Origin of the sequence: Micromonospora sp. CA-259024 (genome assembly GCF_050936255.1) — a bacterium.
Taxonomy (GTDB): domain Bacteria; phylum Actinomycetota; class Actinomycetes; order Mycobacteriales; family Micromonosporaceae; genus Micromonospora.
The window spans coordinates 1505231-1531276 of record NZ_JBNJND010000001.1 but is presented as its reverse complement, the minus strand read 5'-3'; the positions used below and the strand labels follow the sequence as shown (position 1 = coordinate 1531276).

Below are 26046 nucleotides of genomic sequence, written 5' to 3'. Positions count from 1 at the left end.
TCGATCGCGACCCGCCGATGGGAGCGCTCCCCCACCTAAGTCCCCGACGGTTAATCGGCGGTTTGCGCAGTGTTACGGATCGCTGGTGCACATAAGATCACGACGCGTCAGCTACGTGGCACCGCAGTCGCAGAGGCCGACCATCGCCGGGCGAGCCGCTCGGCGATGTCGACCATCGACCCCATGGAGCCGGTCATCTGCATACCGGGTCGCCGGCGCGGTACACGGCGAGTGGGCGGCGCAGTACCGTGATGTCGCTCGTCGGGTCGCCGTTCACGACCAGCAGGTCGGCGTCGAATCCGGGGCGGACGCGGCCCTTGCGCCGCGCCAGGCCACACACCTCGGCGCCGACCGAGGTGGCCGCGGCGAGGGCGGCGGTGGCGGGGATGCCGCACGCGACGTACTCGACGAGCGTCTCTGGCAGGATCCCGTGCGGCTTCGCGGGGCCGAGGCCCGCGTCCGAGCCGGCCACGAGGCGGACCCCGGCCCGGTGCAGGGTGGTGACGCCGTCTTGCAGCGCGGCTTCGCTGAGCCCGGCCCGCGCCGCCATCGCTACCACCTCCGGCGGCGTGACCACGGCCGGGTCGGTGCCGAGCGTGGCACAGACCGCCACCCCGGACGTGGCCAGGCGGTCCGCGATCTCGTCGGGGACGTGGGCGCCGGTCGCGGTCACGCACGTGCAGTGTTCGATGCCGTCGACACCGATACGCAGCGCCTGCTCGACCGCGCTGAGCGCGTGCGCGTGCGCGGTCACCGGCAGGCCCAGATCGTGCGCCTGGGTCAGCGCGGCGGTCAGCTCCTGGTCGGTGAACTGAGGCCGGGTGGTGTCGGTGCCGGGGGTGAACACCCCACCGCTGGCCATGACCTTCACCAGGTCGGCGCCGGCCTCCGCCCGCAGCCGCACGGCCTCGCGGATCCCGTCGACGCCGCTCGCCTCGCCCCCCATCGACCAGCAGTGCCCGCCGACGCTGGTGACCGGCGCGCCCGACCCCACCACCGTTGGCAGGTCGTCGCGCACCTCCCGGTCCCGCCACCGGAGCACGGCGCCGCGCCGGTCGCCCAGGTCCCGAACCGTCGTGACGCCGGCCGCCAGGTGCGCGCGCAGCGACGCCTCGATGACCGCGTCGAGGTCCGTCTCGGGACGCTCGGCGAGCCGACCGAGCGCGTCGAGCCCAGCGTCGGCGCACAGGTGCACATGCGAGTCGACCAGGCCGGGCATTACGGTGCCGTCCGGCTCCTCGCGCACCGGCCAGCCCTCCGGCGCCTCGGCCCGACCCCGGTGCACGTCGACGATGAGCCCGTCGTCCAGCAGGACCAGCACGCCGCCGTCCATGAGCCGCTCGCCGTCGAACATCCGTGCCGCCCGTACGGCATGCTTCGTCATCGGCCCTCCCCGTTCAGCTCAACCATTCCGGCCAGCCGTCGTCTGACGGCGCTTCGCGAACACGGGGCCCTGGTCAGCGTGAAATACGACCCGGAAGCGACCAGCAGCCCGACGCCCCAGAGTGTGTAGCCCCCCATTTCCAGCAGCAAGGGCAGGAACGGGCCACTGACATCACCGCGGATCCAGGCGGTCGTACCGGCGATGCCGAAGTACGCAGTCAGGCTCGCTCCGATGAACAGGCCGACGCCGAGTACCAGCCACCGGGGCACCGCCCGCCCGCGCAGCGGACCCAGCCACGCCGGCCAGAGCCGGCCCCAGCGGTGCACCAGAGCCAGCGGCAGCATCGTGCCGGCCAGGCTCATCAGCGCGAGGAAGACCACCGCCGCGGTCCACGAGAATCCGTTCGCCCTACTCGCCGCCGACGGCCACTCGCCCGCGACCGTGTCGTCCAACCACACGCTCATCCGCGCCAGGAACCCAGCGACGGCAAGGTAGGCGCCGGCATAGGCCCAACCGGGAGACTTCTCGTCCCGACGTTCCGGCGACCTGCCGTGGACCCGCCCGCAGGACTCGCAGGGATGCGCGGCCAGGCGTCGTGCGCTCGCGGCGATGACCAGGCAGAAGACGCCACCAGCCGCGCCGCCGCTGGTGGCCAGCAGACTGACCACCTTGTCGGTGCCACTGCCCTCGAAAAGAATCGATACGATGATGACCGGAAAGAGAAACGAGTACACGCACAGGGCAACACCCGCAACGGCGTTGACAGCGGCGAGCACGACGTGACAGGTGTCGCTGAGCCCTCGGCGGGCGCCCGCTACGACGGCCGCGCAGCCGAGCAAGGCGACCGCGGCAATGACAACGGGAACCCATCCGCCGGGGAAGTAGGATTCTCTCCCCATCAGGAAACGCGGCGCACCGCCGATGGCCCACCAGAGGTGGACCAGCGCGTAAGCAGTCTGCCACGCCACTGCGAAGAGCCCGAACCTGCTCGCCGGTTCGCCGGTGACACCTGCGGACAAGCCCGAGACATCGGCGCTCATGACAGTGGGCGCCTTGGCCTCCGGCATCGTCTTGTTGTTGTTTTCCCGACGGCTGGCGCCGGGCTCGAACCAGTCGGCACATGGGTCATGGCTCAGTCCTCATAGGGCCCACCATCCACGCCACCGAATCGCGTCACCTCCCCGTAGGAGATGATCCTTCTCCCGCACAAGAGGGAATTGGCAGCCGCGCAGCCGCAGCCGCCAGCGTGCTGCGGCGTGGTCAGGGCTCCTGAGCTGTTCTGCTGGTCAGTTGCGAGGCCAGACCTGGACCGGCACCTGGGGAAAGGCCGTTGTCAGGAAGTCTTCCGTGCGGCGGTCGCGCAGGAGGCAGTCCGGCCAGGTCTCCAGCACCTCGGGCAGAGTTCGGTGGCCGAGGGCCAGCTGGAGCAGGGCACCGGGTGGAATGGCGGCGTGGGTTTCAGGGTCGGTGGACGGGCTGACGGCGCCGCGCATGCCTGTCACGTCAGTCAGTTCGCCGTCGGTGAACTCGAGGCGGGCGGCGCGGCCGTACATGTCGATGGTCATCGTCGGCTCGTGCCATCGCAGGTCGGCTGTCTGCCAGCGAGCCCGTAGCAGCGGTTGCAGCCGGGCAAGGAGGTTGGCGGGGTCACCGGTGCGGACATACCAGCCTCTGGGCCGCCTCGGTACGCCGGCCGGGCTGCGCCGGACCAGTGGATGGTCCGGGCCGAGGATGGGACGGACCGCGGTGAACGACTTGTCCGCCGTCGCCTCGTACTGCCGGCCGACGTGGGTGAGGTGCGTGTGCATGGCGGCGGCGGCAGCCGGCCAGTCGGTCGGCCGGTCGTATGCGGCCGCGACCACGATCAGCTCACCGGCGGCGGAGAGCCGGGAACCGTGCACCAGGTAGCCCCGTACGTCGACGCCGTGGACCAGGACGGCGACCACGCGCCGGGCGAGATCCGCCGAACGGCGACCGCCGATCTCGTACCGCCACACCGCCGCCTCTCTCGGGCAGACCAGGGCGTTGCCTTCGGCGAGCCGTCGGTCGATACCGGCAAGCGCGTCCGCGTCGGCGACGGTGGCCGGGCGGACCGTCAGGCCGGCGGAGCGGTCCGGCCGGTCGTGCTCGATGGCCAGCAGCGCGGCGGCGGGCACGGTCGGGGCGCCGTCGTTCGCCAGGGCGTATTCGTAGCCGAGCCGCCGGTAGAAGTACGGGATCCCCTCGATCACCTGAACCGGCACACCATCGGCGGCATACCGCTTGTGCAGCGCGGCGAACAACCGTTCGGTGAGCCGGTTGCCGCGGTGCTCCGGCGCCGTACCGACCAGCTCGACCTGGGCTACCGGTAGCTGCACCCCGGCGAGGCTCCACTGCTGCCGCAGCCCCACCAGGCTCGCCACCGGGCAGCCGGTGGCCGTGTCCTCGGCGACCAGGAAGTCGTCGGGTACGACGGAGGGATGACCGTCCAGCAGGTCTTCCACCCAGGCGGCGATGCCGGGGTGCGGTTGTCCGCCGGTCACCGCCTGAAGCTGAACCGACGCGTGCAGACGAGCGAGGTCGATGGCGTCGTGGGCTCGGCCCGGCCGGATCACGTACCGGTCGTTCTGGGTTGTCATGCCTTGTTCCCTGGTGGCACCTTCGAGCCGGTCGCCTGCCGGGAGGTAGACCTGGATCGGGAACTCGGCGTGAGGGCGAGCACGACGAGGGCAGTCACGATCGCGACGACCGCGCCGGTGGTGAAGCCGCGAGTGAACCCTCCGACACCGGCGCCGGCGATGCTGACAGCGGCGATGCTGGACGCGACGGCTGCGCCGAGTGAGGCACCGAACTCGTGGAAGGTGCTGACGATCCCGGAGGCCAAGCCGGCTTCGTGCGCCGCCACCTGACCCAGGGCGGTGGCGGACGCCACGACGAACAGGGCTCCGGTGCCGCCCGCCGCGACTGCCAGGCCGACGACCAGGGCCGCGACCCCGTTCCAGAGTGCGGGGATGGCCAGGCCGGTGGCGGCGACGACGAGCGCGGTGACCGCCAGGGATCGGGCGCCGGTGCGGCCGATGACGCGGCCTGCCAGGTTGGCGCCGAGCATGGTGGCCAGTGCCACAGGCAGGAAGAGCAGGCCGGTGGTCAGTGGGCCGTAGCCGTAGTGTCCCTGCAGGGCGAAGGTGCCAAGGAAGAACATCATGATCATGAGTGCGGTCGCGACGAGGATCAGCAGGGTGCCGGCTGCCACGGGCCTGCGGGTCAGCAGCCCCATGTTCATCAGCGGGCTGGCGGCGAGGCGCTGACGTGCCGCGAAGCCGACGTAGAGGGCCGCCGAGAGCAGCAGCAGTGCGACGGTGGCGGGGGTGACCCAGCCGTGGTCTCCCGCCCTGATCAGCGCGTAGATCAGGGTTGCGGTCGCCGCGGTCACCAGAGCCGCGCCGGGGATGTCGAGGCGGGCCCCGGTGGCGGAAGCTGGTTGGGCCGGCAGGTACGAGCGGAGCGTGAAGAACAACACGAGCCCGACCGGGACGTTGATGTAGAAGATCCATGCCCAGCCCGGCCCTGCGGTGAGGAGCCCGCCGAGCAGGACGCCGAGCGCGGCGCCGCTGCCCCCGAGCGCGGACCAGATGCCCAGGGCTCGGTTGCGTTCCTTGCCGTCGAAGATGGTGACGATGAGCGACAGTGCCGCCGGCGACAGCATCGCGGCGGCGATGCCCTGCGCGGCCCGACCGGTGAGGAGCATCGGTGCGGAGGTGGCCAGGCCCGCGGTTGAGGAGGCCACGGCGAAGAGCAGTAGACCGCCGAGGAGGAGTCGACGGGCCCCGAACAGGTCGGCGGCGCGGCCGCCGAGCAGCAACAAGCCGCCGAACGCGAGCGTGTAACCGCTGACCACCCAGGTGAGGGCTTCCCGTCGCAGATCGAGATCCGCGCCGATGTGTGGCAGGGCGACCGCCACGACGGTGACGTCGAGGATGAGCATGAGTTGCGCGACGCCGACCAGGCCCAGGATTCGCCAGCGGCGTGGATCGGGGGTCTGGCTCGGGTTGGTAGTGACTGTCGTGGACTGGGACACGAGTCGCCTCCGACGCTAAGTCGTACAGGTGCTGTTCGGCTTGTGTCGGGTACTGTAACTCGTACACCCACTGTCTTGTATAGAGGGAGACCGGATGCCTCGCACCGCCGCCAGTACGACCCGCCGGGCGGATGCGCGGCAGAACGCCGAGAAGATCGTGCAGGCGGCTGTCTCCTGCCTCGGGCGCAGCTCCGAGGCGAGCATGAACGACATCGCGCGGGAGGCCGGAGTCGGCAGGGTGACCCTGTACGCGCACTTTCCGTCGCGGGAGGCCCTGGTAGAAGCGGCGCTGGTCCGACTGTTGGCCCAGGGCGACGAGGTGCTGGAGGCCGTCGACCTCACCAGCGATCCCCGCGACGGACTGCGGGCGCTCATGGAGGTCGGCTGGCTGTTGATCGCCCAGGCAGCCTCGGTCCTGCAGGCGGCGCAGGCAGCTCTGCCTCCAGGCCGCGTACAGGAACTGCACGCGCAACCCGAGGAACGGATTCATGACCTGATCCGGCGAGGTCAGGCCGAGGATGTCTTCCGGGCCGACATTCCGGCCGACCGGTTGGCCAGCGTCCTGCACCACGTCCTGCACGGCGCGGCGACCGACGTCGCGACCGGACGGCTCGACGCGACAGAGGCACCGCACTTCGTGGCCGAGATGGCCTTGGCCGTCTGCGTGGTCCCGCCCGGGGCCGCGCACAGACCGTGATGGTTGCCCAGTCCCGGGACCGGCTCACCGCCCTGCTCGATCCACGGCCAGCACGCCACCGGTCAGACCCGGAGACTCGCCACCCGGGTCGCGTTGCCTCGCCGCCGCCAGAGCAGGGTGCACGCCCCGGCCAGGGCCAGCCCGAGCAGCGGGGCGACGCCCACCCCGGCGAGCGTGCAGGCCACCGCGAGCAGCGCCGGCGGCACCCAGCACCAGGCCGGCACGGTACGCGGCGCACGACCGCGTCGACGTGCCGCCGCCTCCACGGCCATCGGCACCACCAGCACCGGCAGCGCGGCGGCCAGCAGGGTCAGCCAGGGCAGCACCAGGCGATCGAAGCGCGCCACCGCCAGCATGCCTCCGAGCACCGCGACGGCGAGCATCGCCGCGCGGGCCGGCACCCGCGGCGCCAGGCCGCGTACCGCCAGCGCACCGGAGTACGTGGTGGTCAGCGCGGCCGCGAAGACCGCCACCGCGACGAACAGATTCGCGTACGCGGCCAGCCCCGGCCCGGTGGCGAGCAGCGCGACCACGTCCGCCGAACCGGTCCGCAGCCAGAGGCCAGCACCGGCGAGTACCCCGAGCACCGCCGGCCCGATCAGCAGCCCCACACACCAGGCCAGGTCCCGCCGCCGGGCGAGGCCGACGCTGAAGTCCGGTGCGCGCAACGCGAACACCGCCGCGTAGCCGATCAGCGCGGCGGCGTCGGCGAGCCCACCGGGGGCGAGCCGGACGGGCGGGCCGGGTGGTGGCAGCACGGTCAGGCACCAGCCGACCAGCACCACCGCGCTGAGTGTCGTGACCACCGCGACCCGGTTGCCAATCCGGGCCGGCGCCCAGGAGACGACGAGGACCGCCACCTCCAGCAGGACCGGACCGGCCCAGCCGGGCAGGTGCGTCAGCGCGGCCAGGGAGGCCCCGCCGAGCCCGACGTTGAACCCGTTCCAGCCGACCATCGACACGGTCAGCACCGCCGCCAGCAGCAGCCGCGAGGTGTCGCCCAGATACGCGGGCAGCACCGCGGTCAGCGTCCCGCCGTCGCCCAGCGGCCGGCGCAGACCGATCCGGCCCTGCCCCCACAGCAGCGCCGCCATCAGCACCCCGCCGACCAGCAGCCCGGCCACCGGCACCGCGCCGCCGTGCCGGGCGGCCATCGCCGCGCCGAGCACCAGGGTGGCCGGCGCGGTGCCGATACCCAGCCACGCGCCGACCGCCGCCGGCCACCGCCGTCCGGGAGCCTCAGACAACGTGGCGCAGGTAGCCGGCTATCGCCGCGTCCAACACCTCCGCGCCCGGACGCGCCCACACCTCGGCGGAGAAGACCTCCACCTCGATCGGGCCGACGTAACCGGCGGCGTCCACCGCCTCGCGTAGCCGGCGCAGCTCGATGCAGCCGTCGCCGGGCAGCGCGCGACCGAGCAGCACGCCCTCCGGCAGCGGTGTCACCCAGTCGCAGACCTGGAACGCGGCGATCCGCGCGCCGGCCCGCTCGATCTGCGCGTACACCGTGTCGTCCCACCACACGTGGTACGCATCCACGACCACCCCGACCACGGTTGGATCGAACCGCTCGGCGATGTCCAGTGCCTGGCCCAGGGTGGCGATCACGCAGCGGTCGGCGGCGAACATCGGGTGCAGCGGCTCGATCGCCAGGCGTACGCCGGCCGCCGCCGCGTGCGGGGCCAGCTCGCCGATCGCGTCGCCGACCCGCCGTCGGGCGCCGTCGACGTCCCGGCTGCCCTGCGACAGACCGCCGGAGACCAGGACCAGCTCCGGTGCGCCCAGGGTGGCCGCCTCGTCGATGGCCCGCAGATTCTCCGACCGCCAGTCGTCGGCGGAGAAGAAGCCACCCCGGCACAGCGAGGTGACGGTGAGGCCGGCGTCGCGAACCAGTTTCGCCGAGCGGGCCAGACCGTACTCCGCGACGGGCTCGCGCCACAGGCCGATGCCCGGCACGCCGGCCGCCACGCACCCGGCCACCACCTCGGGCAGCGGCCAGCGCTGAGCGGTCGCCTGGTTGAACGAGAACCGCGCGAGGCTCAGTGCGCTGGCTTCCGTTCCCGACTGCGGGGCTCGCGAAACCGGCTCACTCCTCGCGCTCACTGGGCCACTCCCGCCACGGTGAACAGGGCCCGGGCGCGCGCGGCGGCCAGGTCCGCGTCGGGAAGCAGCCCGGCCGCGTCGGCCAGGGTGAGCAGCGTGGCCAGGTGCGCCGGGGATCGACCGGACTGCGCACCGCCGACCATGGTGAAGTGGTCCTGGTGCCCGGCCAACCAGGCCAGGAACACGATCCCGGTCTTGTAGTGCCAGGTCGGGGCCGCGAACAGGTGCCGGGCCAGCGGCACGGTGGGCGCGAAGATCTCGTCGTACGCCGGCAGGTCCCCCCGGTCCAGGGCGGCCAGCGCGGCGGCGGCGGCCGGCGCGATGGCCGCGAACACCCCGAGCAGCGCGTCGGAGTGACCCATCTCGTCGCCCCGGATCAGCTCCGGGTAGTGGAAGTCGTCACCGGTGTAGAGGCGTACCCCGGCCGGCAGCCGGCGGCGCAGCGCGACCTCCCGGCCGGCGTCCAGGAGCGACACCTTGATGCCGTCCACCTTGGATTGGTGCGCCTTGATCAGTTCGACGACCGTGTCGGCGGCCAGGTCCAGGTCGACCGCACCCCAGTAGCCGGTCAGCGCGGGGTCGAACATCGGGCCCAGCCAGTGCAGCACGACCGGCTCCGCGGCGGCGTTGAGCAGCTCGTCGTACACCAACAGGTAGTCCTCGGGGCCACGGGCCGCGGCGGCCAGGTGTCGGCTGCACATCAGCACCGGCCGGGCGCCGGCCGCGCGTACGTCGTCGAGCTGTTCCCGGTACGCGGCCGTGACCGCCGCCAGGCTCGCCGGGCCGGCCGGCAGCTGATCCGTGCCCACCCCGGCGACGATCCGCCCGCCCACCGCCCGGGCCTCGGCGGCACTGCGGCCGATCAGCTCCCGGGTGGCCGGGTAGTCCAGACCCATCCCCCGCTGGGCGGTGTCCATCGCCTCGGCCACGCCCAGCCCGTACGACCAGAGGTGCCGCCGGAAGGCGAGCGTGGTGTCCCAGTCCACCGCCGCCGGGGCACCGGGCACGTTCTCCGCGCTCGGGTCGGCGACCACGTGCGCGGCGGCGTACGCGATGCGGCTGGTCGCGGGCGCGGCCGGGCGGGCGAAGCCGCTTCCCCCGGCCAGCCGGTGCCGCCGCCCGCCCGGCAGCACCACCTCCGCGGTCATGAGTGCAGCTCCGGCACCTCGACACGACCACCCTCCCGGGCCGACCGCAGCCCCAGCTCGGCGAGCTGGACGCCGCGGGCGCCGGCCAGGAAGTCCCAGCGGAACGGCTCACCGGCCACGATGTGCCGCAGGAACGCCTCCCACTGCACCTTGAAGCCGTTGTCGAAATCGTCGTTGTCGGGCACTTCGGTCCACTGTGCCCGAAAGTCTTCGGTGACCGGCAGGTCCGGGTTCCACACCGGCTTCGGGGTGACCGCCCGGTGCTGCACCCGGCAGCGACGCAGACCCGCCACCGCGCTGCCCTCCGTGCCGTCGACCTGGAACTCCACCAACTCGTCACGGAACACCCGCACGCACCAGGACGAGTTGAGCTGCGCGATCACCCCACCGTCGAGTTCGAAGATGCCGTACGCGGCGTCGTCGGCGGTCGCCGGGTAGCTCCGGCCGGCCTCGTCGACCCGCTCGGGCACGTGGGTGGCGGTGACACAGGAGACCGCGTTGACCCGGCCGAACAGCTCCTCCAGCACGTAGTGCCAGTGCGGGAACATGTCGACCACGATGCCGCCGCCGTCCTCGGCCCGGTAGTTCCAGGACGGACGTTGGGCGGGCTGCCAGTCGCCCTCGAAGACCCAGTAGCCGAACTCGCCGCGTACCGAGAGGATCCGGCCGAAGAAGCCCCCGTCGATGAGCCGCTTGAGCTTGCGCAGACCGGGCAGGAAGAGCTTGTCCTGCACCACGCCGGTGCGTACGCCCGCCGCGTCGGCGGCCCGGGCCAGGTCGAGCGCGGCGGCGGTGTCCTCGGCGAGGGGCTTCTCCGTGTAGATGTGCTTGCCAGCCTCGATGGCCTGCCGGATCGCCTTCTCCCGCTGCTGGGTGACCTGGGCGTCGAAGTAGATCTCGACGTCGTCGCGGGCGAGCGCCGAGGTCAGGTCGGTGGTCCAGTGGGTCAACCCGTGCCGCTCGGCGAGCTCCCGGAGCTTCGTCTCGTTGCGCCCGACCAGGACCGGTTCGGGCCAGATGGTCGTGCCGTCGGCCAACGCCACGCCGCCGGACTCACGGATGGCCAGCAGCGAGCGGACGAGGTGCTGCCGGTAGCCCATCCTTCCGGTCACGCCGTTGACGATGATGCCGATCGACCTGCGGGTCATGGTGTTCCTTCCGTCGTGCTGGTCGTGCCGATCCGCGCTCAGTGGTTGGCGGCCGCGCTGCCGAGCAACCCGCGTAGTTCGGTGGCGAGCCGGTCGAAGCGGGAATCCGACATCACCTGCGCGTAGTCGCGGTGCGCCGGCAGCTCGACCGGGAAGGTGCGGATGATTCGGCCGGGCCGGGCGCTCATCACCACGACCCGGGTGCCGAGGAAGACCGCCTCGGCGATGGAGTGGGTGACCAGCACCACGGTGGTGCCGGTCTCCCGCCAGATCCGGTGCAGTTCGGCGTTCATCTGCTCCCGGGTCAGCGCGTCCAGGGCGCCGAACGGCTCGTCCATGAGCAGCACCGGCGGGGAGTGCAGCAGCGCGCGGCAGAGCGCGACCCGCTGCTGCATGCCGCCGGACAACTCGTGTGGCAGCGCCTTCTCGAAGCCGGTGAGGCCGGTCATCTCGATCAGCTCGTCCGCCCGACGGGCCGCCCGCGCCCGGTCCATGCCGCGCATCTCGGCCTGGAGCAGGATGTTGGCCCGCGCGCCGCGCCATTCCAGCAGCGCGGCCTTCTGGAAGACGAAGCCGATCTCCTTCTGCGGGCCGCGTACCGGACGCTCCAGCAGCGACACCTCGCCGCTGGTCGGCCGGACCAACCCCGCGACGATCTTCAGCAGGGTGGACTTGCCGCAGCCCGACGGGCCGACGATCGTCACGAACTCGCCCGGCTCGATGTCCAGCGACACGTCGTCCAGCGCGGTGGTCTGCGACCGTCGGGAGGTGAACCGTACGGTGACTCCGGACATCCCGATCGCGGTGCCGGCGCGTGCCGGCGCGGCGGTCACCGGGTCACCCCTGTGCCGCGTACGAGGAGTCCCAGTACGCGTTGGGCGTGCCCGGGTCCTTCAGCTCCGCGTAGCGGGACATCAGGTCGATCGTCTCGGTCCACTGGGCGTCGGTGTTCACCCCGGGCGGGCCCTCGGCGCCGATCAGCGGCAGGACCAGGGTGAGCTGCTTGGTCAGCACCTCGGGCGCCGGTTCGTTCTCGGCCAGGGCGGCCATCGCGCTCACCGCGCCGGACGGGTCCCGTGCGGCGTCGGCCCAGGACTTCTGGGTGGCCCGGACGAACTTGCGGGCCAACTCCGGGTCCTTCTGCAGGGTCTGGGTGTTGGCGATCAGGCCGGTGCCGAGCAGGTTCATCCCGAAGTCGGCGAAGAGCAGCACGTCGACCTTCTTGCCGGTCTTGCTCTCGATGGTGGGCGCCTGGTCGTGGAAGAAGCCCATGATGGCGTCGACCTTGCCCTCGGCCAGGGCCGCGATCTTGCCGGCGGCGTCCACGTTGACCACCTTGACGTCGTCCTTCTTGAGGCCGTTCTTCTCCAGCCACGCCGGGAAGGTCGCGTAGAGGGCGTCGCCGGGGGTGCCGCCGACGGTCTTGCCCTTGAGGTCCGCCGGTGTCTTGATGTTCTCCTCCGTGAAGAACTCCACCGAGGAGGGGCCCTTCTCCAGGTACGCGCCGAGGCTGCGCACCGGCATCCCGCTGGCCACCGACTTGAGCAGCACCGGGCTGTCCGCCCAGCCGAAGTCGGTCTGCTTCTGGGCGACCTGCTTGACCGTGTTGCCCGAGCCGTTGCCGGGCAGAATCTTCAGGTCGATGCCCTCGGCGGAGTAGTAGCCCTTCTGCAGGCCGTAGTAGAACGGGGCGTGCTCGCCGTAGGGCACCCAGTTGAGGGTGAGGGTGACCTGCTTGTTGCCGTCGGCGCCGGTCTTGCCGGCGGGGTCGTCCCCACCGCAGCCGGCGGCGGCGAGGAGCAGTGCGGTGGCCAGGATGGTGGTGGCGGTGCGTTTCATCGGTGCCTCCGTGATGGGGTCGGTCAGGAGGTGGTGAGTGACACGCCGGCCCGGCGGCTGGCGTGCCAGGGGATGAGCAGTGCCTCGGCGATCTCGACCAGGACGAACAGGACGATGCCGATGGCGGACATCAGGATCAGGTCGGCGAACAGCAGCGGGGCGTCGAGGTTGCCGTTGGCCAGCAACAGGACGTAGCCGAGCCCTTCGCTGGCGCCGACGAACTCGCCGACCACGGCACCGACCACCGCGAGGGTGACGGCCACCTTGAGGCCGGCCATCAGGTGCGGCAACGCGTTCGGGAAGCGAATCTTGCGGAAGGTGCGCCACGGACCGGCGCCCATGGTGGCGGCGAGGTCGAGCAGCTCCGGGTCGGTCGAGCGCAGCCCGGCCACGCCGGAGATGACCACCGGGAAGAACGCGATGAGCACCGCCAGGATGATCTTCGGGGTGAGGCCGAGACCGAACCAGACCACCAGCAGCGGTGCGATGGCGATCTTCGGGATGACCTGTGCGAACAGGACGATCGGGTAGAGCGCCTTGTCCAGGGTGCGGGAGTAGGCGATGGCGACCGCGGTGGCCAGACCCAGCGCGGCCGCCAGCACGAAGCCCAACACCGTCTCGTAGAGGGTGACCAGGGTGTGCCGGGCCAGCTCGGACCACTGACCGGTCATCGTCTCCCAGACCTGGACGGGTGTGGGCACCAGGTAGTTCGGGACGTATTCCTCAGCGGCCACGAACCACCAGGCGGCGAAGAAGGCCGCCAGCACCAGCGCCGGGCGCCAGAGCGAGTCGGCGAAGGCCACCGCCCGGCGACCGAGCGTCGGTCGTGGTGGGCGGCCACCGGTGCCGGGCGGCCGACCGGCCATGGCGGACGGGGTCGAGCCGTCGGATGCCGAGGCGTCGGCGGACCCGGGCGGGAGCGGGGAGGCGGCCTGCCGTCCGCCGCTCGCCGCCTGGTTGGCGGCCTGCCCGCCCGCCGTGTCCAGAGCGTTCTCGGTCACGCGGAACCTCCTCGGAGCCCGGCATGACAGTCACGGACCGGGCCGGTCGGCGTATCAGGCAAACGCTTTCCTGGAGCGTAGGCGGCGCCCCGACGGCAGGCAAGGCCTTTCCTCGATCTGTTCGCCGCCGCCCCGGCTCCACCCGGGACGGTGGCCCCGTGATCGACTCGACTTCCTGGAAAGCGGGCTGTCCACGCCCGTTGGACACTCCGACTTTCCGAGAACCGAGTCGATCGACATCCCGCGTGGACGGAGACCCATGCCCACCGTCAGAAGACCGCCGGATAGGTGTCGAGCAGGCCGCACATGCCCAGGCGGCCCTGCTCGACCGGCGCGTCGACCGCGTACACCGAGGCCTCGCTCAGATGCCCGGGATCGCCTCGACCCAGGGCGTCGAGCTGCACAGCGGTGTCGGCTGCGGCGCGGCCGGCGCCGGTCTCCCACCGCTGCCGCCACCGCGTCACCAGCGGCTGTCGCAGCGCGACAGCGGCGGCGTGGAACGCGGCCAGCGCCGCCGGACCGCCGGACCGCAGCGCCTGAAAGCCGGTCACCGCCAGATCCCGCCGGCGGTACGCGGCACCCACGTCGGCGCCCGGCGCTCCCCCGTCGGGCAGTGCCGCCGCGGCGGCGTACGCGGCCGGATCGGCCAGGACCTCAGGCGGAAAGGTCAGCACCGCGTCGCCGGCCTCGGGCAGGCCACTGTTCTGCATGAGCACCACAATGGTCAGCCCGCCGCCGTTGACCAGTCGGTGCACGGTGCCCGGCTCGAACCAGACCACCGCCCCGGGCCGCAGTGAAGTCTCCCGGAAACCGGCGGTGGTCAGTGTCTGCACCACGCCCTCGCCATCGGTCACCACGTAACCCTCGGTGCAGCACAGGTGCACGTGCGGGGTGCCGCCGACCAGGCCGTCCGGTGCGACGGTGTCGTAGACGCGCAGCCGGGAGACCCCGATCCCGCCGGGCAGCGGAGCCGGCTGGTCAGGCATCGAAGTACTCGTCGGTGTCGTCCGCCGCCGGCAGCGACACCAGCAGCACGGTGAGGTCGCCGATGGCCCGGTGCCGGCAACCCGGTTTGATCAGGAACGCGGACATCGGCCGCGCCGGGTGACGTACGCCGTCCAGCTCGATCTCGCCCTCACCGGCGAGCACGATGTAGTACTCGGTGGCGATCCGGTGGTGGTGGGTGACGGCGTCCTGCACCTGGAGCAGATGCACGCTGGCCTGGCCGTCGCTCTCGGCGATGAAACCCCGGCGGGTGGTCCCACACGAGCAACGCCTGGTCGGAAGGTCGTCGAGTTGAAGTACCGCGAAGCGATCGGACACGGCCGGGCCTCCCTGCGGGAAAGGGCTTTCTCTGCGGTACCGTGACGCTAGCCGGCACGGCGAAACGCCGTCAACAGACGAGGGGGCGGGCCATGGCGACCCTGTCCGATGTGGCGCGGCGCGCGGGCGTCTCACCCGCCACCGCCTCCCGCGTGATCAACGGCAGCAGCAAACCGGTCACCGACGAGCTACGCGAGCGGGTGCTCGCCGCGGTCGCCGAGTTGCAGTACGTGCCGAACGCGCACGCCCAACTGCTGGCCCGCTCGCACCGCAGCGCGGTGGGCGTGATCGTGCACGACGTCTCCGACCCGTACTTCGCCGAGATCACCCGAGGGCTGCAACGCGTCGCCACCGACCAGGGCCGGCTGCTGATGATCTGCAACAGCTACCGGGACCCGGACCGCGAGCTGGAGTACGTGGAGCTGCTGCGCGGCCACCAGGTGGCGGCGCTGATCCTGGCCGGCTCCGGCTACCACGACGAGGCGTTCACCCGGCAGCTCAACGAGAAGCTCGCCGCCTACGAGGCGAGCGGCGGGCGGGTCGCGGTCATCGGCCGACACGAGCACTCCGGCGACGCGGTGATGCCGGACAACCGGGCCGGCGGCTACCTCGCCGGTCGGGAGCTGTGCGGGTTGGGGCACCGGGCGATCGGGGTGGTCGCCGGCCCGCGGATCCTCACCACCACGACCGACCGGCTGGCCGGCCTCCGGCAGGCCCTCACCGAGCAGGGCCGCGAGCTGCCGGAACGGCGGATCCGGTACGCGGAGTTCGACCGCGACGGCGGTGCCGAGGCGACCGCCCGACTGCTCGACGCCGACCCGGAGCTGACCGCGATCGTGGCGCTCAACGACTCGATGGCCATCGGCGCGCTCGCCACCCTGCGGGCGCGTGCGCTGGCCGTGCCGCAGCGGGTCTCCGTGGTGGGCTTCGACGACATGCCGATCGCCCGGGACGTGACACCGGCGCTGACCACCGTGCGACTACCGCTCGTCGACATGGGAGTGCGGGCGATGTCCCTGGTGCTCGGCGCCGGGGCGCCGGCGCCCCGAGTCGAGGTGCTCCCCGCCGAGCTGATCCGCCGCGACACCGCCGGTCCCGTCCCGCGTTCCACCCGCGCCACCGCCGGCTCGGCGCCCCGGGCGCGGCGGGGTGACACCACGTCGTGACCGGTGCCAGCCCGACGCAGCGTCCCCTCACGAGGGACGATGTGGCTCACCTGGTCCGCGCGTCGTTCGGGCCCCGGGCCCAGCTCCGGGACGCCGGCCCGTTGAGCGGCGGCGGGTTCGCGACGGTCTGGTGGGCGCTGCTGGACGACGACCGCCGGGGACGGGGAACGGTTCCTCTACGGTGACCCGCTGCTGGACCTGGTCTCGCCGCTGCTCTTCCGGCGCGTCGAGGACGAGCCGGAGCATCCCCTGCTGCGCGGTTACCGGGCCGTCGCGCCGCTGGTGCTGGACGCCCCCGCGCGTCGTCGGCTCGGTCTCTACCGGCTGCACCTGTACCTGCCGATGACCGTCGAGATGCCCAGCCGCGGCATGACCCCGCACAGCCATCCACAGCGGCACGCCCGGTTGGCGGCGCTGCTGGCCGCGGAGCTCGCCGCGCTCGCCGCAGGCTGAACGAAATCCCCTTGCCCGGGCGTGTCACCGCTCGTAACCTGCCCGGCGTGCGGATTCGGGAGTTCGTGACGGAGGACTGGTCGCAGGTGTGGCCGATCATCGAGGAGGTGATCCGGGCACAGGAGACCTTCCCCTACGACCCGGCGATGACCGCCGAACAGTCGTACGGCATGTGGGCGGAGGCCGCGCCGGGGCGGACCGTCGTGGCGGTCGACGGCGAGCGGGTGCTCGGCACCGCGAAGATGGGCACCAACCGGCCCGGGCCGGGAGCGCACGTGGCCACCGCGAGTTTCATGGTCGCCGCCGACGCCCGTGGTCGGGGCGTCGGCACCGCGCTGTGCCGCGACGCCCTGGCCTGGGCCCGCCACCAGGGGTACGCGGGCATGCAGTTCAACGCCGTCGTGGAGAGCAACCGGTCGGCGGTGGAGCTGTACCGCCGGGAGGGCTTCGACGTGGTGGGCACGGTGCCGGGCGCGTTCCGCCACCCCACCCTCGGCCGGGTCGGCCTCCACGTCATGTACCAGGAGTTCTGATCAGGCCCGCCCTTCCCGGGCGGCCGACCGGCCGACGTGCCCGGCGGACGTGGTGGCACTCAACACCTTTGGAGCTGGTGTCGCAAACGAGTCGGCCCGGCGACGCAGCCCGGCGCCACAGGCCGGCGCCACAGGCCGGCGCCACAGGCCGGCGCCACAGGCCTGAATCGTTGACGACATCAGCTCGATAGCGTCTCAACCACTGACGGTGCCGCCGGCCGAGGCCGGCTGGAGTCCCGGCGGCCCGAGGGCCGGCTCCGCGCCGGCCCGGCGGATCGGGGTGAACAGCCCGCCGACCGCGACCAGCAGACATCCCGCGCCCGCCACGATGGCGACCGGCGCGACGCCGTAACGGGCGGCGGCCCAGGTCAGCGCGACTGCGCCAGCCGGACCGAGGGCGTAGTGCGTGCTCCAGAACGCCGACGTGACCCGGCCCAGCAGGTGATCGGGGGTGATCTCCTGGCGCAGTGACATCGAACAGATCCCGCCCACACTGAGACAGCAGAGATACACCGCGGTCAGCGCGGTGACCGCCGGCACGGTCGTCGCGATGCCGACGCCCGCCACCGCGAAACCACAGATCGCGTGCGCGCCGATCCAGGTCGCGCCGAAACCGCGCCGACGGCGTAGCGGGGCCACCAGCAGCGCGCCGGCGACCGTGCCCAGCGCCGCCAGGCCGAGCACCGTGCCGACGGTGCCCTCGGTGCCGCCGAGATCGTGCGTGACGTGGAAGATCAGAACGTCGGTGAAGCCGTAGGTCAGGAAGATGAAGACCGACAACAGCACGGTCAGCGCGCGGAGCACGGGCTGTCGCCACAGGAACCTCACCCCGGCCAGGAACTCGACCAGCGGCCGTTCCCGGGGCACCGGGGTGGCGTCCTCGGCCCGCGCGGGTCGGAGCCGGATCAGCCACAGGCCGGTCGCCGACAACGCGAAGCTGGCCGCGTTGACGGCGATCGCCGCCGCCGGGCCGAGCCGGGCCGACACCACGCCGGCGAGCAGCGGCCCGAGGACGGCCGTCGCCGCGTACGTCGCCTGCAACCGGCCGTTGGCCTCGGTGATCCGATCCCGGTCGACGAGGTTGCGCACCGCGGTCACCGCGGCGACCTGGAACACCATGCCGGCCGCCTCGCAGATCGGCAGGACGACGAAGAGCAGCCAGACCTGCGGCCCGGCGAGCCAGGCCAGTGGCACCAGGCCGTAGAGCACCAGCCGGGCCAGGTCCGCCACGATCATCAGCGTGCGGCGGTCGTACCGGTCGACCAGTACTCCGCCGAAGATCCCGGCGGTGACGGACGCCGCACCCGCGACGGCGGTGAGCAGGCCCATCTGCGCCACCGAACCGGTCGCCTGGAGCACCAGCAGCGGCACCGCGAGGTACGCGAACGAGTCGCCGGCCGCGGAGAGCGCCTGCGCGACCCAGTACGTACCGAAGATGCGGTCCCGCCACAACGGCGCCCGCACATTGCCTCCCAGCGGTCCGCGTGTTGATTGCAGTGGATGCTGACATGACTTTACGACGATGTTCGGGGGCGGTCACATCAGCCGGTCTCCGTGAGGTCGGTGGTTGCCGCGAGTTCCGTGACCACGTCCAGGAGCCGGTGCAGGGCGGGTGAGGTGTTGCCCGGCAGCCACACCATCTCGGTATGCGCGTAGGCGCCGGTCAGTGGGACGAACACCACGCCGGTGCGGCGAAGGCTGGCTGCCGAGCAGGCGAGCCGGGTGACGCCGAGCCCAGCGGCGACCAGGCCGAGGAGGCTCTGCACGCCGGCTTCCTCCTGGACGATGTTGGGCACGAAGCCCGCTTCCCGGAACTGGTCCTCGTAGGCGCGATGCCAGGGTTCCCAGGAACTGCGCGGCGTCATGACCCACGGTTCGTCCGCCAGGTCGGCGAGCGTCAGTTCGGCCCGCCCGGCGAGCGGGTGGCCCTCGGGCAGCACAGCGCACACCGGTTCGGTCGCCAGTCTCCTGGACTCCAGGCCGGCAACGAGCGGGGTCCGGGTGAAGGCGACGTCATAGTGTCCGCCGAGGATGCCCTGGACCAGGGGCGCGATGCTGGTGGACTCCGTGGCCAGGTGAAGGTCGGGAAGTTGGTGGCGTACGGCCCGGACCACCGGGGGCAGGAGGTGGTTGGCGACGGTGGTCAGGAAGGCGAGCCTGAGGGTGCCGACCTCGCCCCGCGATGCCCGTCCCACGACGGCGACGGCCTCCTCGGCGCGGTCCGTCACGGCGCGTGCCTCGGGCACGAACAACGCGCCGATGTCGGTCAGGGTGGTGCCGCGGGTGCCGCGCTCGAACAGCTTCACCCCGAGGATGCGTTCCAGTGCGGTGATCTGCTGGGACAGCGACTGCTGGGCGATCATCAGGCGGGCGGAGGCCCGCGTGAAGCTCAACTCCTCCGCGAGAACCAGGAAGTATCGCAGTTGCCGCAGCTCAGGGGTGGCCACAGGAACAGACTGTAGCCATGCCCGGAAGCGCGTGTCTCGCAGACCAGGATCGTTCCGGGAGGCAGTGCCGCGCGTAACGACACGTTCCGCGCGTCACGCGAAACGGCCGCGGGAAGGATCCCGCGGCCGTTTCCGGAAAGCTCGAGACGGTCAGCCCTGGCGCAGCGGAGCGAGCGCGGTGCTCCAGGCGACGACCTGGTCGATGGTGGTGGTCAGCGCGTCCTGCTGGAACTGGTTGGGCTTGAAGACGCTGAAGTTCTCGAAGTCGGTGAAGAGCGACAGCGCGACCTGCGAGCGCACGTCGGCCATCTGAAGCTCACCGGAGATCAGACGCAGGTGCTCCACGGCGCGCGCGCCGCCGACCGAGCCGTAGCTGACGAAGCCGACGGCCTTGTTGTTCCACTCGGCGTAGAGGAAGTCGATCGCGTTCTTCAGGGCACCCGAGGTGGAGTGGTTGTACTCCGGGGTGACGATGATGAAGCCGTCGAACGAGGCGATCGTCTGGGCCCACCGCAGCGTGTGCGGCTGGGAGTACTGGCCCATCGCCGGCGGGTACGCCTCGTCGAGGTGGGGCAGCTTGTAATCGAGCAGGTCGATCAGCTCGTACTCCGCGTCGGAACGCTGCTTGGCGATCTCGAGCACCCAGCGGGCGACGGCTTCCCCGTTACGCCCCGGGCGGGTGCTTCCAAGGATGATCCCGATCCTGGTCATTGTGTGGCGCCTTTCAGAGGTTTTTGCCTGGCGACGAGAACGCTAACCAATGCTTGCTTGGTCAAGCAAATACACTGCCTATGGCCGTGGTCACACCGAGGGTAAGCATTTGATCAGTCAAGCAAGTATGCTAGGAGGATGTCAGACCCACCCGCAGAGACCCTGCAACCCCTCACCCCTGATGAGGAGGCCCTGGTCCGCGCCCTGGGCCAGGTGATGTACGTGCTGCCGCGCACGATCGACGCCGACATGGTCGGTGACCGTCAGCTACCGCTCACCGAATACACCGCTCTGATGAACCTATCCGAGACGCCGGGCCGGCGGATGCGGATGAACGAGCTCGCCGCGGCCTGCCACCTCTCGCTCAGCGGCATGACCCGCACCGTCATCCGGCTGGAGAAGCAGGGCCTGGTCAAGCGCGAACGGTGCGAGGAGGACGCGCGCGGCTGGAACGCCATCCTCACCGACGCGGGCTTCGCCCGCCTGGAAGAGTCCTGGCCGAGTCACCTGACCGCCGTGCGGCGGCGGTTCCTCCAGCACTTCGAGAGCTTCGACCTCGCCCAGCTGGCCCGCGCGTTCCGCCGGGCCGGCACGGCCGAGACGACCGACTGAGCCGGCTGCCCGGCCCGGTCGGTCGTTCCACCGGCTCAGCCGGGCAACCGGCCCGCCGTGACCAGGGCCCAGGCCAGCAACCCACAGGAATTCCCTGCGCACCATTGCATCCGCTGGCGCCCACCATGACCAGAGGCGACCCCGTCACCGGGCCGGGGCGTGGGCAGCGAGGGGGTTGGTGAGGGTGCCGACGAACTGGAGAGCCGACGACGGGTCGGCCAGGTCGATCATCTGCTGGTTGTCGCGCAACTGGAGGCGGTTGAGGCAGGACAGCGTGAACTCCGGTGCGAACAGGTCGTAGTGGCGGACCCGCTCGGCCAGGTGCGGTACCCGGTCGAAGTAGTCGGCGGCACAGGTCGCGACCGTACGCCAGAAAGCACCCTCGGCGAGCACACCGGCCTCGACCAGCACCGCGTTGAGGTGACGCAGGAAGCAGTCCACCACGTCGGTGAAGATGGTCAGCAGTTTGGTGTCGTCGGGCACGTCGACCCGGATCCGTTCCACCGCCTCCGGCAGCTCGACCTCGCTGCTCAGCACCGCGATCTCCTCCGCGATGTCCTTGAAGATCACCCGCTCCACGGTGTCCCGCTCGTCGAGGACCAGGATGACGTTCTCGCCGTGCGGCATGAAGGCCAGGTCGTGGGCGTAGAAGCTGTGCAGCAGCGGGGTCAGGTAGGCGTCCAGGTAGCGACGCAGCCACACCTCGGGCGCCAGCCCGGAGCGGGCGATCAGCGCCGCCGCCAGCGAACCGCCGTCGCTGTCCACGTGCAGCAGCGCGGCCATGGTGGACAGTCGGCGTCCCGGCGCCAGGTCGGGCACCGGGCTCTCCCGCCACAGGGCGGCCAACATCTTCCGGTACGGGGAGGTGCGGTCGGTCGCCGCCTCGTACTGCCGGTGCCGGTAACCCACCGCGGCCCGCTCCCGGATGACGGTCAGGCCGGTGCCGGTCAGCACCTCGTCGCCCGCGATCAGGTCGGCCAACCAGTCGTTGATGGCCGGGGTGGCCGCCATGTACGCGGCCGACAGCCCCCGCATGAAGCCCATGTTCAGCACCGACAGCGCGGTCTTGACGTAGTGCCGACCCGGCTCGGTGACGTTGAAGAAGGTGCGGATGGACTGCTGGGCCAGGTAGGCGTCCGGACCGGGGCCGAGGTGCACCAGCCGACGCTCGGCCAACTCCCCGGCGAAGGTGACCGCCAGCTTGTTCCACCACTGCCACGGGTGTGCCGGGATCAGGTGGTAGTCGGCGAGGTCCAGGCCGAGGTCGGCCATCGTGGCCGCGAACCGGGCGCGGGTCTCCGCGTCCAACTCGCCATCGATCAGCGTGTCGTAGTCGAGGTCGGCGGCGCTGCTGAACGTCGAGTGGTCCCGGTGCGCGGCCAGCCACTCCAGTCGAACCGGCGCGGCGGCCTCCGGGGCGTACCGGTGGTACTCGTCGACGCCGAAACCGAGCCGGCCGTTGTTGGCCACGAAGCAGGGATGCCCCTCGGTCATCGAGGTCTCGATGGTCTGGAAGTCCGCCCCGGCCAGTTCGGCGGCGCTCGGCGCCGACTGGGCCAGCTTGTACGCGGTACCGGCCAACGTCGAGGTGATCTCCTCCAGGTAGACCGGGAGTACTCGCGCGGAGAGCCCGAGGGTGCCGTGCAGCTCGACGATGAGGTCCACCGCGTCGGGCGGCAGCGGCGTGCCCTCGCGGTGCCGGGTGATGCTCTCCACGTCGATCTGCCAGTGCTCCAGAGCGAGCACCCGCGCCGCGAACCGGTAGATGACCGCGCCGTCGTCGCTGCGGACCTCGTACCACTGCCGGCCGTCCGGGCCCGACACCGGTTCCGGGGCGAACAGCCGTTCGTGGGCGAACTCGGCGAGCGCCTTGCGGACCAGCAGCCGGTTGGCCCGGGCCCAGCGCTGCGGGGTGAGATGCCCGACCGGGTCGGCGGTGGCGGCGGGTGGTGAGATCGGGGCGGGTACGGCGGTGGCGGTCACGCCTGGGCTCCTTCAGAGTCGGTGACGGCGGCCTGGAACTGGGCTCGGGTGCAGACGCTGAGCAACGCGTCCTTCTCGGGCTTGGTGATCGTGCCGAGGACCTCGAAGCCGACGGCGGCGTTCAGGGCGTGCACGGCGGTGTTGCGGACGTCCGGCTCGACCACCACCCGCCGGGTCGTCGGGTCGTCGAAGAGCCAGGCCATGACGGTACGAATCACCGCCCGGGTGAAGCCGCGCACGGGAGTGCCGACGGGCGCGCAGAGGAAGTGCATGCCCACGTCACCGGGCTGGTTGTCGTAGAGGCCGACCAGCTCGACGTGGGCCGGGTCGTAGCGTTCGGCGAGGAAGGCGGGCCGACCCCGCCACAGGCCGAGGTACGCGTCGTGGTGCGGGTGGTCGGCGATCCGCCGGTACTCCTCGGCCACCTGGGCCGGGTTGGCGTCCTGCATCAGCCAGAACGCCGCCTTCGGGTGGGTGACCCAGGTGTGCAGCAGCGCGGCGTCGGCGTCCGGGTCGAGGGTCCGCAGCGCAAACTCACCGAGCCGGTCGTCGGCGCGGGTGTGGACGACACTCACGACGCGGCCCCGCCCGAGGCGCCGAACTCCTGGAAGGTGATGCTCTTCTCGATCGGGTAGTACTCCCGGCCGAGCAGCTCGCGAATGATCCAGGAGTTGCGGTAGGCGCCCATGCCGAGGTCCGGTGAGGTGATGCTGTGCGTGTGGGTGCCCGCGTTCTGCAGGAAGATGCCCCGGCCGGTGTGGTCGATGCTGTAGTTGCGGGCCACGTCGAAGCGGCCGTGCGCGTCCCAGCGGATCCGCTCGCGCAGCGGCGTGAGGAACGCGGGCACCTGGTAGCGGTAGCCGGTGGCCAGCACCAGCCCCTCGGTACGCAGGGCGAAGTCCCGCTCCTGCTCCACCTGACGCAGACCCAGCGTGTACGCCCCGTCCTGATAGCCGGCGCTGACCAGCTCGGTGTTGGTGAGGAGCCGGGTGTTCACCGGGCCGTCGACGCTGTGCGCGTAGAGCTGGTCGAAGATGTCGTTGATCAGGTCGGCGTTGATCCCCTTGAACAGGCCCTTCTGCTCGGACTCCAACCGGTAGCGGGTCGCCTCGGGCAGCGCGTGGAAGTAGTCCACGTAGTCCGGTGAGGTCATCTCCAGCGTCAGCTTCGTGTATTCGAGCGGGAAGAACCGCGGCGATCGGGTGACCCAGTTGAGCTGGTAGCCGTACCGGTCGATGTCACCGAGCAGGTCGTGGTAGATCTCGGCGGCGCTCTGCCCGCTGCCCACCACGGTGATGCTGCGCTTGGTGCGCAGTGCCGTCCGGTGCTCCAGGTAGCGGGAGTTGTGCACGGCGTCGCCAGGCAGGTCGGCGACAGCGTCGGGCAGGTGCGGCGGGGTGCCGGTGCCAAGCACCAGATGCCGGGCCCGGTACTCGACGGTCTCCCCCGTGCCGGTGCTGGCCCGCACCACGTACCGCTCGTCGGTGGGGTCGTACTCCACAGTGGTCACGGTCTGGCCGAAGCGCAGGTTCGGCAGCTTCGCCGCCGCCCACCGGCAGTACGCGTCGTACTCGCTGCGCAGCGGGTAGAAGCTCTCCCGGATGTAGAACGGGTAGAGGCGGCCGATCTCCTTCAGGTAGTTGAGGAAGGAGTACGGCGACGTCGGGTCGGCGAGGCTGACCAGGTCGGCGATGAACGGGGTCTGCAACCGGGCCGACTCCAGCAGCATGCCGGGATGCCAGGCGAGACTCGGGCGGGCCTCCAGGAAGACCCCGTCCAGTTCGTCGATCGGCGCGGTGAGGCAGGCCAGACCCAGGTTGTACGGGCCCAGCCCGATGGCGATGAAATCGTGGGTGGACATCGGAGTCTCCAGGCGCGGGTTCGGGTTTACCGGCGTCAGCCGACGTGGCAGGTCAGGTCGGCGGTGCTGCGGTCGTGCACGTACCGGCCGGCGTGGTGGGCGATCAGTTCGAGCACATGGTCGATGTCGTCGACGGTGGTGGCTGGGTTGAGCAGGGTGAACTTCAGGAAGTGCCGGCCGTCCACCCGGGTTCCGGCGACCACGGCGAGGCCGGACGCGGCCAACGCCTCCCGGGCGTGCAGGTTGGCGGCGTCGGCCAACTCGCGGCCGGAGCCGGTGGGCAGGTAGCGGAAGACCACGGTGCTCAGCTCGGAGCGGGTCACCACCTCGAAACGGGGGTCCTCACTGACCAGCCGCCAGGCCTCGGCTGCCCGGTCGACCACCTCGTCGAAGAGGGCACCGAGCGCGTCCGGGCCCATCACCCGCAGGGTCAGCCAGAGCTTCAGCGCGTCGAAGCGGCGGGTGGTCTGCAGGCTCTTGTCGACCTGGTTGGGGATGCGCTGCTCCACCATCCGCGCCGGGTTGAGGTAGTCGGCGTGGTAGGTGGCGTGCCGCAGCGCCCGCCGGTCGCGGACCAGCAGCGCGCTGGAGCTGACCGGCTGGAAGAACGACTTGTGGAAGTCGACGGTCACCGAGTCGGCCCGCTCGATGCCGTCGAGCAGGTGCCGCCGCGTCGGCGAGACGAGCAGACCGCAGCCGTACGCGGCGTCCACGTGCAGCCACACCCCGGCCGCCACGCAGATCCCGGCCAGCTCCCCGAGCGGGTCGATGGAGCCGAAGTCGGTGGTGCCGGCGGTGCCGACGACGGCCATCACGACCAGCCCGGCCTGCCGGCACCGGGCGATCTCGTCGCGCACGGCGGCCGGCCGGATCCGCCGCTGGGCGTCGGTGGGCACCGCGATCACCGCGTCCGGGGCGAGGCCGAGCAGCTTGGCCGACTTCTGCACGCTGAAGTGACCGGCTGCCGAGGTGATGACGCGCAGCCGGGGCAGCAGCTCCGCGCGCGCCGCCGGGCCGGTCGCCTCGGCGCACGCCTCCTCCCGGGCCAGCAGCAGCGCCTGGAGGTTGGACTGGCTGCCGCCGCTGGTGAAGACGCCGTCCGCGCTGGGGCCGAGGCCGATCCGGTCGGCGGTCCAGTCGATCAGCCGCCGCTCGATGAGGGTGGCCCCGGCGCTCTGGTCCCAGGTGTCCAGCGACGAGTTGACGGCGGTGAGCACCGCCTCGCCGAGCAGCGCCGGGATGGCCACCGGGCAGTTGAGGTGGGCGAGGTAGCGGGGGTGGTGGAACCAGACGGCGTCGCGCAGGTAGACGTCCTCCAGCTCGTCCAGTGCGGCGCGGGCATCGCCCAGCGGCCGGTCCAGGTTCACGCGGTCGACCAGGGGGGCCAGCTCGGCCGGGGTGATCCCGGTGACCGGGCGGTCCACGGTGGCCACCCGGCGGGCGACCCGGTCGACGCCGTCGGCGATCGTCCGCCGGTACTGCTCGACCGAGCCGTCATGCAGCAGGTGGGCCCGCGCGGCGGTTGGCACCGGCGGCGGCGCGGTGGTCTCGACGGGGTACGTCGGCACGGTCACGGGATG

25 protein-coding genes are annotated in these 26046 nt (G+C 71.6%); 5 read left to right on the top strand and 20 right to left on the bottom strand.

Annotated elements, in window-relative coordinates:
• Nucleotides 1-193: 193 nt before the first annotated feature.
• The 4 genes from ACQEUX_RS06295 to ACQEUX_RS06280 all read right to left on the bottom strand — a co-directional run bounded on the left by ACQEUX_RS06295 (nt 194) and on the right by ACQEUX_RS06280 (nt 5441).
• Nucleotides 194-1384 (bottom strand): amidohydrolase family protein, encoded by a 1191-nt coding sequence (locus ACQEUX_RS06295; protein ID WP_433042557.1) that lies wholly within the window; start codon nt 1382-1384, stop codon nt 194-196.
• The gene (locus ACQEUX_RS06290; RefSeq protein WP_433042555.1) at nt 1381-2424 is read right to left on the bottom strand and encodes a hypothetical protein; all 1044 of its coding nucleotides are present in this window, start codon (nt 2422-2424) and stop codon (nt 1381-1383) included. The genes ACQEUX_RS06295 and ACQEUX_RS06290 overlap by 4 nt, the downstream gene beginning before the upstream one ends.
• A gap of 246 nt (nt 2425-2670) precedes the next feature.
• Nucleotides 2671-4002, bottom strand: coding sequence for a GNAT family N-acetyltransferase (locus ACQEUX_RS06285; protein WP_433042552.1), 1332 nt, complete (start codon nt 4000-4002; stop codon nt 2671-2673).
• A complete protein-coding gene (locus ACQEUX_RS06280) occupies nt 3999-5441 on the bottom strand; it encodes an MFS transporter (protein WP_433042549.1) in 1443 nt (480 codons plus the stop codon). The genes ACQEUX_RS06285 and ACQEUX_RS06280 overlap by 4 nt, the downstream gene beginning before the upstream one ends.
• A 94-nt stretch (nt 5442-5535) precedes the next feature.
• On the opposite strand from ACQEUX_RS06280, the gene ACQEUX_RS06275 reads away from it, so the two are divergent.
• A complete protein-coding gene (locus ACQEUX_RS06275; RefSeq protein WP_433042546.1) occupies nt 5536-6138 on the top strand; it encodes a TetR/AcrR family transcriptional regulator in 603 nt (200 codons plus the stop codon).
• Nucleotides 6139-6200: 62 nt separating this feature from the next.
• Here ACQEUX_RS06275 and ACQEUX_RS06270 read toward each other — a convergent pair whose 3' ends face one another.
• From ACQEUX_RS06270 to ACQEUX_RS06230, 9 genes are all read right to left on the bottom strand, one after another.
• On the bottom strand, nt 6201-7385 hold the full coding sequence (locus ACQEUX_RS06270) for a hypothetical protein (protein ID WP_433042543.1): 1185 nt from the start codon (nt 7383-7385) through the stop codon (nt 6201-6203).
• Nucleotides 7378-8181, bottom strand: a complete 804-nt coding sequence (locus ACQEUX_RS06265; RefSeq protein ID WP_433049626.1) for a sugar phosphate isomerase/epimerase family protein — start codon at nt 8179-8181, stop codon at nt 7378-7380. The genes ACQEUX_RS06270 and ACQEUX_RS06265 overlap by 8 nt, the downstream gene beginning before the upstream one ends.
• Nucleotides 8182-8237: 56 nt before the next feature.
• The gene (locus ACQEUX_RS06260; protein WP_433042540.1) at nt 8238-9389 is read right to left on the bottom strand and encodes a dihydrodipicolinate synthase family protein; all 1152 of its coding nucleotides are present in this window, start codon (nt 9387-9389) and stop codon (nt 8238-8240) included.
• Nucleotides 9386-10537 (bottom strand): Gfo/Idh/MocA family protein, encoded by a 1152-nt coding sequence (locus tag ACQEUX_RS06255; RefSeq protein ID WP_433042537.1) that lies wholly within the window; start codon nt 10535-10537, stop codon nt 9386-9388. Before ACQEUX_RS06255 ends, ACQEUX_RS06260 begins: the two co-directional genes overlap by 4 nt.
• A 38-nt stretch (nt 10538-10575) precedes the next feature.
• Nucleotides 10576-11331 (bottom strand): ABC transporter ATP-binding protein, encoded by a 756-nt coding sequence (locus tag ACQEUX_RS06250; RefSeq protein WP_433049623.1) that lies wholly within the window; start codon nt 11329-11331, stop codon nt 10576-10578.
• Between the two features lie 43 nt (nt 11332-11374).
• Complete coding sequence (locus ACQEUX_RS06245; RefSeq protein WP_433042534.1) at nt 11375-12376, bottom strand: ABC transporter substrate-binding protein; 1002 nt, start codon at nt 12374-12376, stop codon at nt 11375-11377.
• A 23-nt stretch (nt 12377-12399) separates the two neighbouring features.
• Complete coding sequence (locus ACQEUX_RS06240) at nt 12400-13377, bottom strand: ABC transporter permease (protein WP_433042531.1); 978 nt, start codon at nt 13375-13377, stop codon at nt 12400-12402.
• Nucleotides 13378-13646: 269 nt separating this feature from the next.
• Complete coding sequence (locus ACQEUX_RS06235) at nt 13647-14363, bottom strand: cupin domain-containing protein (protein WP_433042528.1); 717 nt, start codon at nt 14361-14363, stop codon at nt 13647-13649.
• Nucleotides 14356-14700 carry a cupin domain-containing protein gene (locus tag ACQEUX_RS06230; protein ID WP_203174523.1) on the bottom strand — a complete coding sequence of 115 codons (345 nt, stop codon included), beginning with the start codon at nt 14698-14700 and terminating at the stop codon, nt 14356-14358. Before ACQEUX_RS06230 ends, ACQEUX_RS06235 begins: the two co-directional genes overlap by 8 nt.
• Nucleotides 14701-14792: 92 nt before the next feature.
• Here ACQEUX_RS06230 and ACQEUX_RS06225 point away from each other — a divergent pair, with 92 nt between their 5' ends.
• The 3 genes from ACQEUX_RS06225 (at nt 14793) to ACQEUX_RS06215 (ending at nt 16852) form a co-directional block, all read left to right on the top strand.
• Nucleotides 14793-15866: a LacI family DNA-binding transcriptional regulator gene (locus ACQEUX_RS06225; protein ID WP_433042524.1), complete on the top strand. Its 1074-nt coding sequence runs from the start codon at nt 14793-14795 to the stop codon at nt 15864-15866.
• Between the two features lie 282 nt (nt 15867-16148).
• A complete protein-coding gene (locus ACQEUX_RS06220; RefSeq protein WP_433042521.1) occupies nt 16149-16319 on the top strand; it encodes a hypothetical protein in 171 nt (56 codons plus the stop codon).
• Between the two features lie 47 nt (nt 16320-16366).
• On the top strand, nt 16367-16852 hold the full coding sequence (locus ACQEUX_RS06215) for an N-acetyltransferase family protein (protein WP_433042518.1): 486 nt from the start codon (nt 16367-16369) through the stop codon (nt 16850-16852).
• A gap of 195 nt (nt 16853-17047) precedes the next feature.
• On the opposite strand, the gene ACQEUX_RS06210 is transcribed toward ACQEUX_RS06215, so the two are convergent.
• The 3 genes from ACQEUX_RS06210 to ACQEUX_RS06200 form a co-directional block, all read right to left on the bottom strand.
• The gene (locus tag ACQEUX_RS06210) at nt 17048-18316 is read right to left on the bottom strand and encodes an MFS transporter (RefSeq protein ID WP_433042515.1); all 1269 of its coding nucleotides are present in this window, start codon (nt 18314-18316) and stop codon (nt 17048-17050) included.
• A gap of 77 nt (nt 18317-18393) precedes the next feature.
• Complete coding sequence (locus tag ACQEUX_RS06205; RefSeq protein WP_433042512.1) at nt 18394-19299, bottom strand: LysR family transcriptional regulator; 906 nt, start codon at nt 19297-19299, stop codon at nt 18394-18396.
• 150 nt (nt 19300-19449) lie between these two features.
• Nucleotides 19450-20010 carry an NADPH-dependent FMN reductase gene (locus tag ACQEUX_RS06200; RefSeq protein WP_433042509.1) on the bottom strand — a complete coding sequence of 187 codons (561 nt, stop codon included), beginning with the start codon at nt 20008-20010 and terminating at the stop codon, nt 19450-19452.
• 138 nt (nt 20011-20148) lie between these two features.
• On the opposite strand from ACQEUX_RS06200, the gene ACQEUX_RS06195 reads away from it, so the two are divergent.
• Nucleotides 20149-20622: a MarR family winged helix-turn-helix transcriptional regulator gene (locus ACQEUX_RS06195; RefSeq protein ID WP_433042506.1), complete on the top strand. Its 474-nt coding sequence runs from the start codon at nt 20149-20151 to the stop codon at nt 20620-20622.
• A gap of 144 nt (nt 20623-20766) precedes the next feature.
• On the opposite strand, the gene ACQEUX_RS06190 is transcribed toward ACQEUX_RS06195, so the two are convergent.
• From ACQEUX_RS06190 to ACQEUX_RS06175, 4 genes are read right to left on the bottom strand one after another with little or no spacing between them, the layout of a single operon-like run.
• Nucleotides 20767-22605, bottom strand: a complete 1839-nt coding sequence (locus tag ACQEUX_RS06190) for an IucA/IucC family protein (protein WP_433042503.1) — start codon at nt 22603-22605, stop codon at nt 20767-20769.
• Nucleotides 22602-23180, bottom strand: coding sequence for a GNAT family N-acetyltransferase (locus tag ACQEUX_RS06185; protein ID WP_433042500.1), 579 nt, complete (start codon nt 23178-23180; stop codon nt 22602-22604). Before ACQEUX_RS06185 ends, ACQEUX_RS06190 begins: the two co-directional genes overlap by 4 nt.
• Nucleotides 23177-24466, bottom strand: coding sequence for a lysine N(6)-hydroxylase/L-ornithine N(5)-oxygenase family protein (locus tag ACQEUX_RS06180; protein ID WP_433042497.1), 1290 nt, complete (start codon nt 24464-24466; stop codon nt 23177-23179). The genes ACQEUX_RS06185 and ACQEUX_RS06180 overlap by 4 nt, the downstream gene beginning before the upstream one ends.
• Nucleotides 24467-24501: 35 nt before the next feature.
• Complete coding sequence (locus ACQEUX_RS06175; RefSeq protein ID WP_433042494.1) at nt 24502-26040, bottom strand: pyridoxal phosphate-dependent decarboxylase family protein; 1539 nt, start codon at nt 26038-26040, stop codon at nt 24502-24504.
• Nucleotides 26041-26046 lie beyond the last annotated feature (6 nt).

Bases quoted from the DNA above. Each gene is read 5' to 3' on its own strand.
- ACQEUX_RS06295 (WP_433042557.1), bottom strand. From the start codon at position 1,384: ATGACGAAGCATGCCGTACGGGCGGCACGGATGTTCGACGGCGAGCGG.
- ACQEUX_RS06235 (WP_433042528.1), bottom strand. From the start codon at position 14,363: ATGCCTGACCAGCCGGCTCCGCTGCCCGGCGGGATCGGGGTCTCCCGG.
- ACQEUX_RS06285 (WP_433042552.1), bottom strand. From the start codon at position 4,002: ATGACAACCCAGAACGACCGGTACGTGATCCGGCCGGGCCGAGCCCAC.
- ACQEUX_RS06200 (WP_433042509.1), bottom strand. From the start codon at position 20,010: ATGACCAGGATCGGGATCATCCTTGGAAGCACCCGCCCGGGGCGTAAC.
- ACQEUX_RS06195 (WP_433042506.1), top strand. From the start codon at position 20,149: ATGTCAGACCCACCCGCAGAGACCCTGCAACCCCTCACCCCTGATGAG.
- ACQEUX_RS06225 (WP_433042524.1), top strand. From the start codon at position 14,793: ATGGCGACCCTGTCCGATGTGGCGCGGCGCGCGGGCGTCTCACCCGCC.
- ACQEUX_RS06260 (WP_433042540.1), bottom strand. From the start codon at position 9,389: ATGACCGCGGAGGTGGTGCTGCCGGGCGGGCGGCGGCACCGGCTGGCC.
- ACQEUX_RS06275 (WP_433042546.1), top strand. From the start codon at position 5,536: ATGCCTCGCACCGCCGCCAGTACGACCCGCCGGGCGGATGCGCGGCAG.
- ACQEUX_RS06245 (WP_433042534.1), bottom strand. From the start codon at position 12,376: ATGAAACGCACCGCCACCACCATCCTGGCCACCGCACTGCTCCTCGCC.
- ACQEUX_RS06255 (WP_433042537.1), bottom strand. From the start codon at position 10,537: ATGACCCGCAGGTCGATCGGCATCATCGTCAACGGCGTGACCGGAAGG.
- ACQEUX_RS06290 (WP_433042555.1), bottom strand. From the start codon at position 2,424: ATGAGCGCCGATGTCTCGGGCTTGTCCGCAGGTGTCACCGGCGAACCG.
- ACQEUX_RS06250 (WP_433049623.1), bottom strand. From the start codon at position 11,331: ATGTCCGGAGTCACCGTACGGTTCACCTCCCGACGGTCGCAGACCACC.
- ACQEUX_RS06180 (WP_433042497.1), bottom strand. From the start codon at position 24,466: ATGTCCACCCACGATTTCATCGCCATCGGGCTGGGCCCGTACAACCTG.